10 protein-coding genes, 1 tRNA gene and 1 other RNA gene are annotated in these 15,241 nt (G+C 69.9%); 6 read left to right on the top strand and 6 right to left on the bottom strand.

All coding sequences use genetic code 11. From position 1 onward, the window contains the following. Window positions 1-96: 96 nt before the first annotated feature. The 3 genes from purD to ffs form a co-directional block, all read right to left on the bottom strand. On the bottom strand, window positions 97-1,347 hold the full coding sequence (purD, locus tag ACKTSN_RS24465) for a phosphoribosylamine--glycine ligase (RefSeq protein WP_409471073.1): 1,251 nt from the start codon (window positions 1,345-1,347) through the stop codon (window positions 97-99). 164 nt (window positions 1,348-1,511) lie between these two features. Further along, window positions 1,512-3,824, bottom strand: a complete 2,313-nt coding sequence (locus ACKTSN_RS24460; protein WP_409471072.1) for a DNA polymerase III subunit gamma and tau — start codon at window positions 3,822-3,824, stop codon at window positions 1,512-1,514. Between the two features lie 68 nt (window positions 3,825-3,892). Next, an RNA gene (ffs, locus tag ACKTSN_RS24455) (signal recognition particle sRNA small type) lies at window positions 3,893-3,991 on the bottom strand. Between the two features lie 72 nt (window positions 3,992-4,063). Here ffs and ACKTSN_RS24450 point away from each other — a divergent pair. Further along, window positions 4,064-4,148: transfer RNA gene (locus ACKTSN_RS24450), tRNA-Ser, on the top strand. 207 nt (window positions 4,149-4,355) lie between these two features. On the opposite strand, the gene ACKTSN_RS24445 is transcribed toward ACKTSN_RS24450, so the two are convergent. Further along, window positions 4,356-5,681: a helicase-associated domain-containing protein gene (locus ACKTSN_RS24445; protein ID WP_409471071.1), complete on the bottom strand. Its 1,326-nt coding sequence runs from the start codon at window positions 5,679-5,681 to the stop codon at window positions 4,356-4,358. A 58-nt stretch (window positions 5,682-5,739) separates the two neighbouring features. Further along, a complete protein-coding gene (locus tag ACKTSN_RS24440; RefSeq protein ID WP_409471070.1) occupies window positions 5,740-6,462 on the bottom strand; it encodes a hypothetical protein in 723 nt (240 codons plus the stop codon). Window positions 6,463-6,596: 134 nt separating this feature from the next. Here ACKTSN_RS24440 and ACKTSN_RS24435 point away from each other — a divergent pair, with 134 nt between their 5' ends. The 5 genes from ACKTSN_RS24435 to ACKTSN_RS24415 all read left to right on the top strand — a co-directional run bounded on the left by ACKTSN_RS24435 (window position 6,597) and on the right by ACKTSN_RS24415 (window position 13,228). Next, complete coding sequence (locus tag ACKTSN_RS24435) at window positions 6,597-7,841, top strand: plasmid pRiA4b ORF-3 family protein (RefSeq protein WP_409471069.1); 1,245 nt, start codon at window positions 6,597-6,599, stop codon at window positions 7,839-7,841. Window positions 7,842-7,919: 78 nt separating this feature from the next. After that, window positions 7,920-8,201 (top strand): CopG family transcriptional regulator, encoded by a 282-nt coding sequence (locus ACKTSN_RS24430; protein ID WP_409471068.1) that lies wholly within the window; start codon window positions 7,920-7,922, stop codon window positions 8,199-8,201. Then, on the top strand, window positions 8,198-8,620 hold the full coding sequence (locus tag ACKTSN_RS24425) for a hypothetical protein (RefSeq protein ID WP_409471067.1): 423 nt from the start codon (window positions 8,198-8,200) through the stop codon (window positions 8,618-8,620). Before ACKTSN_RS24430 ends, ACKTSN_RS24425 begins: the two co-directional genes overlap by 4 nt. A gap of 687 nt (window positions 8,621-9,307) precedes the next feature. Then, a complete protein-coding gene (locus ACKTSN_RS24420) occupies window positions 9,308-11,743 on the top strand; it encodes a helicase C-terminal domain-containing protein (protein ID WP_409471066.1) in 2,436 nt (811 codons plus the stop codon). 63 nt (window positions 11,744-11,806) lie between these two features. Further along, window positions 11,807-13,228: an ATP-binding protein gene (locus ACKTSN_RS24415; RefSeq protein WP_409471065.1), complete on the top strand. Its 1,422-nt coding sequence runs from the start codon at window positions 11,807-11,809 to the stop codon at window positions 13,226-13,228. 277 nt (window positions 13,229-13,505) lie between these two features. Here ACKTSN_RS24415 and ACKTSN_RS24410 read toward each other — a convergent pair whose 3' ends face one another. Further along, window positions 13,506-15,239 carry a stealth family protein gene (locus tag ACKTSN_RS24410; protein WP_409471064.1) on the bottom strand — a complete coding sequence of 578 codons (1,734 nt, stop codon included), beginning with the start codon at window positions 15,237-15,239 and terminating at the stop codon, window positions 13,506-13,508. Window positions 15,240-15,241 lie beyond the last annotated feature (2 nt).

Here is a 15,241-nt window from a genome sequence, read left to right as displayed (position 1 = left end):
GTGAATGACGGAGGGCAAGGATCAGGCCCCGGCTGCGGGATGCATCCGGGGCCTGCAAAGTGCCTGGTCAGGCGGTGGATCGTACGGGTAGTGGGGCTATGCGCCCGCCGCCTTCGCCGCGATGTCCGTACGGTGCTGGGAGCCGTCCAGACGGATGCGGGAGACCGCCCGGTAGGCCCGCTCCCGCGCCTCGGTGAGGTCACCGCCCGTCGCGGTGACGGACAGGACACGACCACCCGCGCTGACGACGGAATCGCCGTCGCGCTTGGTACCCGCGTGCAGGACGTAGGCGTGCGGGGCGTCGTACGCGGCCACCTCGTCGAGACCGGTGATCGGGTCGCCGGTGCGCGGGGTGCCGGGGTAGTTGTGGGAGGCGACGACGACCGTGACGGCCGCGTCGTCGCTCCAGCGCAGGGGTTCCAGGTGGGCGAGAGTGCCGTTCGCGGCGGCCAGCAGGAGGCCGGCCAGCGGAGTCTGCAGACGGGCAAGCACCACCTGAGTCTCGGGGTCACCGAAACGTGCGTTGAACTCGATCACGCGGACACCGCGGGAAGTGATCGCCAGCCCGGCGTAGAGGAGGCCGGAGAACGGGGTGCCGCGACGCCGCATCTCGTCGACCGTCGGCTGCAGGACGGTCTCCATGACCTCGTCGACCAACTTCGGATCCGCCCACGGCAGCGGGGAGTACGCGCCCATGCCGCCGGTGTTCGGGCCCTCGTCGTTGTCCAGCGCGCGCTTGAAGTCCTGGGCGGGCTGGAGGGGGACGACCGTCTCGCCGTCGGTGACCGCGAAAAGGGAGACCTCAGGGCCGTCGAGGAACTCCTCGATGACGACGCGCTCACAGGCGTTCGCGTGCGCCTTCGCCGCGCCGAGGTCACCGGTCACGACGACGCCCTTGCCGGCGGCCAGACCGTCGTCCTTGACCACGTACGGCGGGCCGAACGCGTCGAGCGCCTCGTCGACCTCGGCCTCCGTCGTACAGACATACGAGCGGGCGGTGGGAACCCCGGCCGCAGCCATCACGTCCTTGGCGAAGGCCTTGGACCCCTCCAGTTGCGCGGCCTCCCTGGACGGGCCGAACACCGGGATACCCGCCTCGCGCACGGCGTCGGCGACCCCCGCGACAAGCGGGGCCTCCGGGCCTACGACCACCAGCCCGACGTCGAGCTGTGCGGCCAGCGCGGATACGGCTGCGCCGTCCAGGGCGTCGACCGGGTGCAGCTCGGCGACCTCGGCGATGCCGGCGTTGCCGGGGGCGCAGTGCAGCGCGGTGACGGCGGGGTCGAGGGACAGGGAGCGGCACAGGGCGTGTTCGCGGGCGCCGCTGCCGATGACGAGGACCTTCACGGGGTCAGCCTAACGGCAGGCGGCGGGGTGTCCTTGTGCGGGCTTCCGAAGGGGTGGGGGGAGGCGGCTTGTGGGTTCCTCCAAGGAGGGCTTGTGCCGACTCGAAGGAAGGCCTGCTCGAAGGAAGTCGTGCTCGAACGAGATCCTGCCGAAGGGGTCCTGCGCTACTCGTTCGAGAGCTCCTCCACCACCGTCGCGCCCAGTTCCCGCACGATCAGTTCCTGGCCGGAAAGGGCCGACTCGTCGAGGTCGGGGTCGTCGTCCTCGGGGATGTCGTCCTCGGGGGCGACGGGGGCGGAGGGCGGCGGCTCCGGGGCGGATGGCGGCGAGGGGGTGGGAGCGGGTGCCGGGGTCGCCGGGGCCGGTACAGGGGACGTGGCGGCCTGTGTGGGTGCGGGGCGCTGCGGAGCGGCCGCCGTACCGCTGCCGTAGCCACCGGCGGCACCGGCACTGTTGTGACCGCCCGTGGCACCACCGCCGTAGCCACCACCGGCGTTGAAGCCCCCGGCCGGCGGCGTGCCTGAACCGCCCGACGGGTCGACGATCGCCTCGATCTTCCAGTTGACGTTGAACTGCTCGCCCAGCGCCTGGCGCAGCACGTCCTCGCTGCCGCTGCTCGCGAAGTTGTCCCGGGCGCCGGCGTTGACGAAACCGAGTTGGAGGGTGGTGCCGTCGAAGCCGACGACCTGGGCGTTCTGGCTGAGCAGGATCCAGGTGAAGCGGCGGCGGTTCTTCACCGCCTCCAGGATGTTGGGCCAGAGCGCGCGCGGGTCGAGGCCGCCGCCCGGGGCCGGTGAGGCAGCCGGCGGGGCGGCGGGCGCGGAAGGCGTGGCGGGCGTGGACGCGGACGGGGAGTCGCCGGGCGGCGGCGCGGGTCGGCCGCCGCCGCCCGCGGGGGCCGCGGTGGGCCAGCCGCCGGGCCGTCGGCCACTACCCGCGGCGGTCGCGGTGGGCCAGGCTCCGGGTGCGGAGGCTGCTGGTGCGGGAGCCGGAGGCTGGGCAGGCTCGCCCACGGCAGGAGCGGGCCCGGCGGGCAGGTCCTGACCACCCGGCGCACCCTGAGCGGCGGCCACGCGCCGTTCCCCGGGCCCGCCCGGGCCTCCCGGCGCTCCGCCCTGCTGGGGACCACCGGGCGGGGGACCAGCCGCCGTATCCGAGGTACCCGGCGTGCCAGGGCCGCCGCCGGCCCCCCGTACGGCAGCCCGAGCCGCAGCCACGCCACCGCCCGGCGGAATCGCCGCACCCGCAGCCGCTCCCCCGTGCACCTCGGGCCCGGGCACGTACTCCATGGCGGGCGCCCCGGCACCCGTCGAGAAGTTCACCCCGCGCTCCAGCCGATCAAGACGGGCCATCACGGACCGCTCGTCCCCGTACGCGGCCGGCAGCAGCACGCGCGCGCAGATCAGCTCGAGCTGGAGGCGCGGGGAGGTCGCTCCCCGCATCTCGGTCAGCCCCTCGTTGACGATGTCGGCTGCTCGGCTCAGCTCGGCGGGGCCGAAGGTGCCTGCCTGGGCCTGCATCCGCTCCAGCACGTCGGCCGGAGCGTCGATGAGCCCCTTGTCCACCGCGTCCGGCACGGCGGCGATGATCACCAGGTCCCGCAGCCGCTCCAGCAGGTCGGCGACGAACCGCCGCGGATCATTGCCTCCCTCGATGATCCGGTCCACGACCTCGAAGGCGGCGGCCCCGTCCCCGGTGGCGAAGGCCTCGACGACGGAGTCGAGCAGTGACCCGTCCGTGTAGCCCAGCAGCGAGGTGGCCATGGCATACGTCACACCGTCCGCCCCGGCGCCCGCGAGCAGCTGGTCCATGACGGACATGGAGTCACGTACGGACCCGGCACCCGCGCGCACCACCAACGGCAGCACGCCGTCCTCGACGGGGATGTTCTCCTTCTGACACACCTCGGCGAGGTAGTCCCGAAGGGTGCCGGGAGGCACGAGCCGGAACGGATAGTGATGGGTCCGCGACCGAATCGTGCCGATGACCTTCTCGGGTTCGGTGGTCGCGAAGATGAACTTCAGATGCTCCGGCGGCTCCTCGACGACCTTGAGCAGCGCGTTGAAGCCGGCCGACGTGACCATGTGGGCCTCATCGATGATGTAGATCTTGTACCGGCTGCTCGCGGGTCCGAAGAAGGCCTTTTCCCGCAGCTCACGGGCATCATCGACACCACCGTGCGAGGCAGCGTCGATCTCGATGACGTCGATGGATCCCGGCCCGGTCCGCGCGAGATCCCGGCACGACTGGCACTCCCCGCAGGGGGTCGGCGTAGGACCTTGCTCACAGTTCAGACACCGCGCCAGGATCCGTGCGCTCGTCGTCTTGCCGCATCCACGCGGACCGCTGAACAGGTACGCGTGATTGACCCGGTTGTTCCGCAGCGCCTGCTGCAGCGGGTCAGTGACATGCTCCTGCCCGATGACCTCGGCGAACGACTCCGGGCGATAGCGGCGGTACAGCGCGAGAGACGACACGCATACGAGGTTATAGGCGCCCACTGACAACAGGACCCGTCCAGGAAACCGCGAGCCCCCGCCCCGGCAACGCAAGCGCCCCCCACGCACCCGCCAGAGCCAACCTACCCTTGCTGCCTTCCGGCCCTGGGGGAGTTCAGTCAGATAGCGCCGCGTGAGGGGCTTCGCACAGCCTACCTGATGCTGAGGTGCGGGAACGAGTTCGCGAGCACTCCTCTCGGTCATGTAATGTTTCCGGCGGAGGATTCGCCTAGAGGCCTAGGGCGCACGCTTGGAAAGCGTGTTGGGGGCAACCCCTCACGAGTTCGAATCTCGTATCCTCCGCAGCCGCCTGAACAGGCGAAACGAAGTTCCGGACCGCAGCTCGCGGTCCGGAGCTTCGTCGTGCTCTGGTCTCAGTTTTGGTCTCATTTATCTCCGGCATTCGACCCATTTCGCTCGCACGGCAGACCGCTCCCCGGTGACCAGCGATCGCGCATCAACGTGCGCCTCGGGCCGGAGGCGAGGGCGCCGCGAAGTAGTCTGCTCACCTCATCCCAGCGGGTAGCCCAGGACGCGAGTGGCCTTGCGAAACGCCTGTAGCTGCTCGGGGGAGACCACGAGGTGGCGTTCGCCGAGCCGGGTGCACAACGCGCGTAGGCGGCGGTCGCTGACAACGAGGGCCGCCAGTGCCTCGTCCTCGCATTCGATGAGGTGGACCTGTCCTGTGTCACGGAGTCGGCCGGTGCGACGGGCGGCATCGTCCAGCAGCGTGGTGACGGTCTGGGGCAGAGGGTGCGAGGCTGCCTGGTCCGCGTAGCGGCGGAACTCGTCGAGAGTGTGCCCGCGGTCGAGGGCGCTCAGGAGGGACGCGGTGCTGAGCGTCCAGACCCGGTCGGATTTGCTGTCGGCGAACGTGCCCAGGAGAAGTGCGTCGGCCGAGGGCAGCCCGTCGAGAGCGACGATGTCGAAGTTCGCCAGGACGGTGATCCTGCCCGAAGGGACGGCCGGTGCGGGAGACGGGGCGTAGTCGTCGGTGAGGCCGACGGCGTAGGCACCGAGAGGGTTGAGGCGGACCGCGGTCAGGCCGTCGTAGCGGCTGAGCCGGTCGAGGTAGTCGCCGCCCCAGTTGTGCCGGTAGTCGTCGCGGGCGCCCTCCGGGGCGACGTGCTCGATGTCGATGAGGCCGAGCGTGGCGGCGTACTCGAAGAGCACCGTCAGGGTGTACCGGCCCTGGAGGAGTGACCAGCCGTGGTGGCCGTCGTAGCCGAGGCTGCCGTACTGGGGATCCTCCAGGTAGAGCTTCCACAGGGCACGTTCACTGCGGTGGACGACGGGATTCAGACCAGTCGCGCCCATCTCGGCGAACAGGCCGTCGATGGATGTCCACTCACCTGGGGTGAGGCAGGCCAGCGCCTGGCCGACGATCTTGCGGCGCGGTTTGGCGACGGTCAGGACATTCGCCGCGCGCTGGCCCTTGATCTCCTCCACGCGGGAGAACTCGTCCAGGAGACTGTTGTTCAGCCAGCGCTGCCACAGCGGGGCGATGGTCAGGTGCGCCGGCCGGGTAAGCGCGGCCCGTCCGCGCGGAGTCAGCCCCAGTCGGCCGCCGGTGAGCTGGGCGAGGCCGCCTGCCTGGAGCAGCATCGGCCAGGCGAAGGCGGCGATGGCCTCGTGCTCATAGAAGTCGCCGCCCTCCAGGGCGTCGGCGACCGCCGCGACAGTGGCGGCGCCGGGGCGACGGGTCTTCTCACTGCACCGGAGCTTCCCTGCGGCGCATAGACGCAGCACCGCCAGCAGGCTGGCCTGCGACTCATGCTCGGTGTGCCGGACCTGCGGAGCGTCGGTGGACTCCTGTTGCCGTTCGACCGGTATCACTTCTCGTGTTCCCCGCTTCGTGCCGCTCGCGTCTCGTTCCTACCGATGGGGAACGTGTCTACAGGTGGGCAACGTAGTCGTAGTTGCCCGGACCGCAGGTACGCTCAAGTGTCTGGACCACCTTGCGTGGGTCGTCGTAGGGACCGGAGAAGTAGAACGGCTTACCGTCCCGGCCGAAGCCGATGGTGGGCCGATCGGCTGGCGGGGTTCCCAGGTGTACGGCGGCGTCGGTGAAGCCGGCCGCGGGCTCGAAGCCGAGGCCGCGGGCGTAGGTGACCGCGTCGCGCACGATCGTCTGGGCCTGCTCAACGCTGATCGACAGCGGCGGGTGGGCGAAAGCCGAGTAGTACATCGGTACGTATGTGGTCAGGGAGCCGGAACCCATCACCTCCGGGTCGGTCTCGTTCTTCACCCCCAAGCAGTACACATCCACCAGGAAACCGGTGACGGTCACCCTGCTGGCCCGTTCCTGGCGGGCCAGCAGGATCTGGGCGAAGCCACCCGTGTCCGGATCCGGCTCCCGGCCGATCGGGTCGGCCGCCGCCCAGTCCGGGGCCCCGGTCATGTCCAGTCCCGCGCTCCAGCCCGCATTGACCCAGCAGCCCACCACTGGCCGCTCATCTGGTGGAGTGTGCGCCTGCGCCGCCTCGGCGACCTGCCGCACCAGCGCGGTGGCCTGGGCAGGACGCAGCCCCAGCGCCTTCGCGATCTGCTTCGGCGCGCTGCCGCGCTCCCTCATCTCCCGTACCCGGGCCAGCAGTTCCTCGTCGTGCGTGGTCACCGCCACAGTCTGCCACGCCAGCGTCATGCCTCATGACGGAGTGCACGTGAGCACATTCGGGCCCAGCTGCCCGCCGCCTGTCATCCTGGGCTCGGTGGCAACGGACGCAATCGAGCCGGAACGTGTGGATCAACATGGGTGAGGCAGTAGGCAGGACCGCAGAGCAGATGCGAGCGCTGGTCGGCTGGGTCGGTGCGGGTCGCAAGCTGACCCAGACCGGCCGTGTGACGCTCGCTGACGCGCGGGCACTGGTGGAGGTTCTGGGCACCGGCGACCGGATGGACCCGGTGATCGGAGACCGTACGTTCAAAACGAAGTCCAGCGAGGAGCTGTACCACCTCACACTGCTGGTCGAGTGGGCGAAGGCGGCACGACTGCTGCGGACCACGGGCGGACGCCTGCTGCCAGTGAAGAAGAATGCCAAGCTGCTGGACCGCCCCGACGAGCTGCGTCGCGCGCTGTTCGCCGCACTGCCGCACATCGGCCCGGCCGTGACGGTGTCCGGCTGGCTGGAGTCCCTGTTCGCGCACGAGTACGACCGGGGCCTGCGGGCCTTGCTGCAGCGGCTATATACAGCCACGACCCCGGTGCCGCTCAGTGACCTGTACGAGGTGGTGTGGCAGGCGGTCAGCCCGCTATACGTGCTCGACGACCTGTCCGCCGACCGTCTGAGGCATCTGCGCACCGCGGGCGACCACGACATCCAACGAGCCCTGAAGGCCCTCGCCTCCCTGGGCGCTGTCCATCTCACCAAGGAAAGCGCCGAGTTGACAGCGACCGGCCGCACCGAGACGGCCCGACTGCGCGGCGAGCCCGAGCCCGGCGACCCGGTGTTGCAGATCCTCGTCGAGCTGTCAGACGTGGACAGCCCCCGGGTTTGGCGGCGACTACTGGTGCCCGCTGGGATCCGCCTGGACCGGCTTCACTCAGTGATCCAGACCGTGATGGGCTGGGAGAACTGCCATATGCACGCGTTCACCATCGACGGCGTCCAGTACGGCCGTGCCGACGGCGAACTGGGCTTCCGCGACGAGCGCGCCGCCACACTGGGCGCCCTGCTCAAACCGGGCGCCGACTGTGTTTACACGTACGACTTCGGGGACTCCTGGGAGCATTTTGTCACTGTGGAGCAGTTCCAGACAGCCTCAGCCGGGCTCCACTATCCGCACTGTGTGGACGGTAGCGGGGCGTGCCCGCCCGAGGACTGCGGCGGCGCCCCCGGCTACAGCGATCTCAAAGTGATCCTCGCCGACCCGGCTCATGAGGAACACCACGCCATGCTGGCGTGGCTCGGACTTCGGTCCGCCACGGAATTCGCCCCTGGCCGTTTCGCGCCGGACGAGGCCAACGCGCGGCTGCTGCACCTCACAGCAGCGTGAAGGACGAGCCGTCCGGCGACGCCGCTGTTTGTGGAGCACCCTGGTAAGGGGGGTAACACCAGGAGTATGGTCTCTTGTATGGCGACAACCAAGAAGGTGACGGTGACGATCCCCGCGGATCTCCTGGACGAGATCCGCGGGGAGGCGGCGGAACGGGGCCTGTCGGCGTACGTCGCCGAGGCGCTGCGCTTCAAGCGCGACCGGGACCGGCTACGGGAACTGTCCGACTGGCTGCAGGAGGAACACGGCCCCCTCAGCGAGGAGGAGCGCACGGCAGCGTTCGAGGAGCTGGAGGATCTCGACGCCGAGCACGAGCGCCGCCGCGCCGCCGGAAAGCACGACGCCGGAGAGGCCGCGTGAAGAAGGCCGGTAAGCAAAGGCAGCGGCCACTGCGCGTCTTCGTACTCGACTGCGAAGCCCTGTCCCTGGCCGTGCGAGGCGACCGGAGGATGATCGCCTGGATCGACCTCGCGGCCCGAGGCGAAGCTGAGGTGGTGACGTCTCCGATGACGCTGGTCGAGGCATACGACGGCAGAACTACCGAGCAGCGATGGGACTGGGTGCTCTCCAGGCTCAAGGTCGCCGACATCGGAAAGGACGAGGCGCGCCAGGCCCGCCGCCTCCTGGCTGATGCCAAGCTGCACGGCCACAAGTACGCGATCGACGCCGTGCTCGCCGTCATCGCGCGACAGCAGAAGGGGCAGGTCACCGTCTTCACCTCGGACGTGGACGACCTGGAGCAGCTGGTTCCGGACTCGATCGTCGTCAAGAAGGTATGACCCGGCGCTCTGGTCTCAGTTTTGGTCTCATTCACCCCCGTCCAGCGCCGTTCGAAGCGCCCGCCACCACCCGCTCCACCGCAGGTCAGAATGGCCCCGGCCCTCCCCGAACCCCCAGACGATCATTTGGAAAGCGTGTTGGGGGCAACCCCTCACGAGTTCGAATCTCGTATCCTCCGCAGCCGCCTGAACAGGCGAAACGAAGAGTCGAGCCACAGTCGTGGCTCGACTCTTCGGCGTGGAGCGGTTGCATTTTTGGTTGCGTTTACAGTCGACATTCAGGACATCTCGGCGAACAGCCAGGTGCACGCTTCCGCATCCCACGGCGGGTGGCCGGCACCGGCTACGTGGCAGCCCCCTACGGAACCCGGCGGTAGACGTCGCGACGGTTGCCACCAGCGGGCGTTGTGCCCTTGGAGGGCTTTGATGTCGAACCCAGTCGCGTCCCCCGCGCCCATCGACTTCTGGAGTTCGGCGAGGCGGTACAGGATGCGCGGCGAGTCCCGGCGCGGGATCCGCTCGGGCCTCTCGCCCCGCAGTCGAGGCGGGCCACAAGCCGCCAACGCTCGCTGGAGGGAACCTGCCCTCATGCTGCACCCGCTGATCACGGAGATACGCCATTCTTGAACCCGGCGCCGAGACTCCGGCCCCCGCTGTGACCCCCTGGTCTGACGAGGTGCATCCCGCGTGAAGTCCCGACCCCCACTGGCGACATGGCTGGGCAGCCTCGACGGCTCTCGTCTGGCACGCGTGCTCGGAGCACGAAAGGACGCCATGTCCCCTCCGGAGCCGCGCTCGGTGGGAGAACTGGCGGATCGTCTTCAGCGCCCGGGATCGGTGGCACTGGCTCTTCCGCTGCTCGCGCTGCCGCACCTCCAGGTGGCCGAAGCGCTGGCGGCGCTCGGTGCGCGCGCGTCGCACGATGCCCTGGCGAAGCTGCTGGGTGCGACGGACGACGAAACCACTCGCGAGCTGGACGCCGTGCTGGAAGTGCTGGCCGATCATGCTCTGGTCTGGCCGGACAGCGCGGGCGAGCTCCGCATGGCCAAATCGCTGCGCCAGGCATGGGACGCCCCCCTGGGGCTGGATGCTCCGCTGGAGCAGCTGCTCGCGGGCGCGACCTCCGACGAGCTGCGCGGCATGCTGGCGGCACTGGGTGTCACGCCACCGGGCACCAAGCCGCAGCGACTGGACGCACTGGTGGAACACCACAGCGACCCGGAACAGGTTGTCTCGGTGGTCGCGAAAGCCCCTGCGGCGGCCCGGAAGCTGCTCGAACGCCGGGCGGAGGGTGGGCCGGGGCAACCGCAGTTCATCGTGCTCGGCACTCCCGGCCCCGGCCTCGAACCGGGCGCCCGGTGGGCACTGGACCGGGGACTCCTGATCCAGGACCGTCACGGTTACGGCCCGGCCCGTATGCCGGCCGAGGTGGCGCTCGCGCTGCGCGGACCGGGCTGGCACGCTCCGTTCGCGCCCGTCCCGCCTTCCGTGCGATCGGCGTCTGTCACCCCGGCGGAGGTGGACCATGAGGCATCGGCTGCAGCCACGGCGTTCGCGTCCCATGCCGTCTCGATCCTGTCGGCCTGCTCGGCGACCGCGCCGGCCCGGCTGAAGTCCGGTGGGATCGGTGCGCGTGAACTGGCCCGCATCGGCAAGGCCGCGCAGGCCGACGACGCCGTCGTACGCCTTGCCCTCGAGACCGCGTATGCCGCCGGGCTCCTGGGCCGGGACGGCAGTCGCGTGGCGCCCACCGAGGCGTACGACGCCTGGGCGGAACAGGAACCCCCGGAGCAGTTCGCCGTACTGCTCCAGGCATGGCGGAACCTGGCGCTCACCCCCACCCAGGCGCGCGACGAGGACAACAAGGCGCTCCCTGCCCTCGCTGACGCACCGCCCTGCAACGGCTGCTTGCAGGCCCGCCACGGGCTGTTGGCCGCAGCCGCACAGCTTCCGGCAGGGCAGGGCACGACGGTCACCTCGGATCTGGGGCCCCTGATCGCCTGGCACCGCCCGCTCGCCCACTCATCGCTCCCGAAGGGAACACCGTTCGCCACCGTGATCCGTGAGGCCGAAATCCTCGGCGTACTCGCTCGCGGCGCCCTGTCCGCCCTCGGCATCCATCTGCGGACCGGCGACATGGAGGGGCTGGGCATCGAGTGCCGGCGGCTGCTGCCCTCGGCCACCGCGACGGTACGGATCGGCGCCGACCTCACCGCCGTCGTCACCGGCACACCGTCCGCGCGGCTGGCCTCGCTCCTGGACTCCGCCGCCGACCGGGAGACCAGCGGCACGGCATCGGTGTGGCGGTTCAGCGCCGACAGCATCCGCCGGGCCCTGGACGCCGGCCGTGTCCCCGACGACATCGAAGCCGACCTGGCCGCTGTCGCCGCCGGGCCCCTGCCGCAGCCGCTGTCGTACCTGATCACCGACACCGCGCGTGGCCACGGGCGCGTGCGCATCACCCCCGCCGCCTGTGTCCTCCACGGCGACGAACCCGCGCTCTTGGCGGAACTCGCCGCCCACCGCAAGCTCGCCAAGCTTGGGCTACGCCAGCTGGCGCCGACGGTGCTGATCAGCCGCAGCCCGCTCGACACGACTCTCGCCACGCTCCGGGCCGAGGGTTACGCCCCCGTCGCCGAGACTGCCGAGGGCACGGTACGGATCGAGAAGACCCGGCCTCAGCGGGCCGCCGCTCCTGTGCCGACTCCGCGCGGCACCGGCGCGAGGGGTAGCGGCCGGATCACTGCCACAGGCGTGGCGAAGGCACCCGCCCCAGTTGATCCGAACATCTTGGCGGCCCAGCTGCTGAAGGCCCCGCCGACGCCTCCCGAACCCGCGCCGTTCGACGGAGGAGCGGCCTTCGCCACGGACACCGAGGAGATCGTCGCTGGGTGGGCGAAGCGCCTGCCGTACAGCGACGTCCGTCAGCTCGCCCATGCCATCGATGCCCGTGAACCCATCACCGTCGAGTACGTCGCCACCTCGGGGAACCGGACGGTGCGCACCCTCAGCCGCCTCATGCTCGACCCGCCCTACCTCGAAGCCTGGTGCCACCTGCGAGACGACGAGCGCGTTTTCACACTCTCCCGTATCCACAGCGTCATGAGCCTCATGCTCGAATAAGAGAGAGATGGTATCGATGGCGATAGTATCTCTGTCGAGACTATCTCCATCGGGAGACTTGCCATGCGTCGTTTCATCGGGCGGGACCGCGAGCTGAACGTGCTCGACAACGCCTTGCAGGCAGTTCATGAGGCCGTCGGGTCGGCGAAACCGGGACAGTGCATCCTCATGCGGGGAAGGCGGCGAGTCGGTAAGTCCAGCCTCGTCGAGGAGTTCCTCCGGCGTACCAAGAAGCCGTACCTCTTTTTCACCGCGGCGGGCGGCACGGCGGAGGACGAGTTGACGGAGCTGCTCGACGCCGTCGCCAGATCCACCCTCCCGGAGCGGGGACTGTTCCTGGAGGAGACCCCGACGCAGTGGAATGCAGCATTCAGGCTGCTCGCGGAAGTCCTGCCCGACGATGCTCCCAGCGTCGTCGTCATCGATGAGGTTCCGTATCTCATGGACCGCATCGACGCCTTCGAGGGCATGCTCCAGCGGGCGTGGGACCGCCTGTTCAGCCGCAAGCCGGTTCTCCTCCTACTGGTCGGATCCGACCTGTCGATGATGGAGGCGCTGAACAGCTACGACCGCCCCTTCCATCAGCGGGGCCGCGAAATGGTCGTGGGGCCGCTGAACCCGGCCGACATCGGCGAGATGCTCGGACTTCCGCCGGTCGCCGCCTTCGACGCCGCGCTGATCACGGGCGGTCTCCCGCTGATCTGCGCGGAGTGGCGGGCCGGAGCGGACGTCTGGGAGTTCCTCCGCGACTCGCTGGACAACCCGATCTCGGCGCTGCTGGTCTCCGCCGAGCGCTCACTGGCCGCGGAGTTTCCACCACAGGCGATGAGCAGGGAAGTCCTACGGGCCATCGGATCCGGGGAGCGAACGTTCACCAACATCGCGCGCGCCGCCGGCGGTATCGCCCACACCACTCTCACCCGAGCCACTGACGTGCTGACCGAGAAACGGGTGGTGGCCGCCGAACTGCCCCTCTCACTGAGACCGTCGAAGGAACGCCGCTACCGGGTGGCCGACCCCTACCTGCGGTTCTGGCTCGCGTTTCTGGATCCGCACATGGCGGAGATCGAGCGGATGCGGGGCGATCTCACACTGAGCCGGATCAAGGAGCAGTGGACGAGCTGGCGGGGCCGCGCGATCGAGCCCCTGGTCCGGGAATCCCTCGCCCGTCTCCTGCCGGACGGGCTCCTGCCCGCCGCCCCGGCGATCGGCGGGTACTGGACCCGCAGCAACGACGTCGAGATCGACCTGGTGGGCGCTGACAGGCAGCCGGTGGCCAAGCACTTGCTCTTCCTCGGCTCGGTCAAGTGGCTGGAGCACTCCGCGTTCGACAGCCACGACCTGGCCGCGCTGCAGAAGCACCGAGCCGCGATCACCGACGAGCCTGTACCGCTCGTGGCGGTCTCCCGCAACGGGGTCAGTTGTTCCGGGCTGCAAGCCGCGTACGGCCCCGAGGAACTGCTCAGCGCCTGGTGCAGGGCATGAACAGGAACTGAACCCCCGTGGTTGCAGTTCTGGTTGCATTCACCGGTGTTCAGCACCGTCCGGCACCTGCCCTCAGCACCATTGCGCCGCAGGCCAGGACACTCCTGATCACTCCCGAACCCCCGGACGAACATTTGGAAAGCGTGTTGGGGGCAACCCCTCACGAGTTCGAATCTCGTATCCTCCGCAGCCGCCCACCAGGGCAGATGAAAGGCCCTGGGGGCGACTGCGGTCAGGCGACGCCCCGCTGCGCGGACGGGCTGCAACACGGGCAGGGTCAATCGCGAAGCTGTGCTTCCTCCCGTGTCGGCTGCGGCGGGATGCTCGCCGTGAGTGGCGCGATCGGGTGCGAGGTGGTCTGAGGCGCCCCTTCGAAGCGGCTCGGGAACGGGTACTTGCGTTCCAGGAAGGTGCGGATCGCGGCCTGGACAGCCGCCCTGGCCGACGGGGCGGTGTCCACGTCGTTGAGGCAGAAGAAGTCGATGTCCTCCCCGGTTGCGAGGCGGGCCAGGCGCCGACGCATGTCCGGTGTGCCCAGTTGGACGTAGCGGAAGCGGTAGTCGGCGGGGACGGCTCGGCCGGTTGCGATCGCCCAGTGGTGGTGGAGTGTGGACGCCGGGGCCACGTCGGTGGTGGAGCGGAAGCGCGAGTAGGAGGTCCGCTCGAGTTCCTCGATTTCGAGGAACTCCATCTCCCGCATGACCGACAGCAGTTGGGGATGCGGGGTGTGCAGCGACTTGTTGGTGATGTGTCTGCCGTGGAAGCGTCTGATCACCTCGCGGGCATTCTTGCCGGCAGAGTTCGGGGCCGGCTCCAGCGGGTGCGGGGTGCCGACGCCGAGTTTCAGCGGGGACAGCGGGATCCGGGCGATGCCGTTGCCGTGGAAGAAGTTCTCGGCCCGTACCGGGCGGTTGATGAAGACGTCGTCGTTGAAGTAGAGGTAGTGCTCCGACAGGCCAGGGATGTGGTGCAGTCGGCTCTCTATCGCGTGCGAGTTGAAGACGGGGAGCGCGTCGGCCGGGAGGATGTCCCGGTGGTCGACCACGGTCAGGCCCTCCGCGTCCGGGTCCAGCCAGGCGGGGATCTGGGAGTCGGTCACCAGGTAGATGTGCCGGACGAACCCGGCGTACATCTCCAGCGAGCGCAGTGCGTACTTCAGTTCGTCGTGGCTGGTGTAGCGGGAGGCGCCGGTCTCGCGCGGGGCGATGACGTTGTCGGAGAGATCCTGATGGGCACGGCGCTTCGCGGCCATCGCCGGGTCGTCCCCGTCGACCCAGGTGTACACGGCGTCGACGGGGAAGCGCACCTCGTCGATGCCCGGCTCGGCGAACGGGGCGAACGTCGGCACGCTGCGGCGGCGGCACGCCACCGCGGCCGGCTGCTGCGCCACCACCGGGAGCACTTCCGACACGGGGTTGCGGCGGGGGGCGACGAGCGCCGGGCCGAAGACGTCCGGCAACCGGCTGCCGGGCACGGTGAGCCAGGAGGGATCCGTGCCCGGGGCAGCGGTGGCGAGGTCCCGGCCGTGCCGCCAGAACTCGATGTCGCAGCCCGTTTCGAGGCCGGTGAGGACCTGCCCTTTCGGGCCGAGGCGCACCACGCCGGTGCGGAGCACCGCTGCCCGCCTCAGCGCCCGCGGCAGCTTCCCGTCGGCCCACAGTGCCGCGTTCGTCACGGCGCCGTCCGGTCCGACGGCGCCGACATACCCGACGGTGCCGGCGAAGCGCTGAGCGGCCCGGGAGAGGACCGCGCCGCGGTACGTCTCCTCCACACCGATGACCTGCCGCGACGCACCGTACCCGTGGTCGGCGGGGACCAGGAAGTACGGGACGCCGAGCCCCTCCAGCAGGCTGCACACCCGCTCGAGATCGGCTTCGACGGCGTCCGCGGCGGTGTAGCCGGCGACCGTACGACCGTACAGCCGCATCGGTCCGAAGGTGACCCGGCGCGGTCCGGGGACGGCGGCCCGCAGGCGCCGTCGGGCCCGGGCCGCACGATGTCTGGCGAGCATGC

Source organism: Streptomyces flavusporus (assembly GCF_046267975.1).
In the GTDB taxonomy this organism is placed as follows: domain Bacteria; phylum Actinomycetota; class Actinomycetes; order Streptomycetales; family Streptomycetaceae; genus Streptomyces; species Streptomyces flavusporus.
This window is presented reverse-complemented; position numbering and strand designations above follow the sequence as displayed.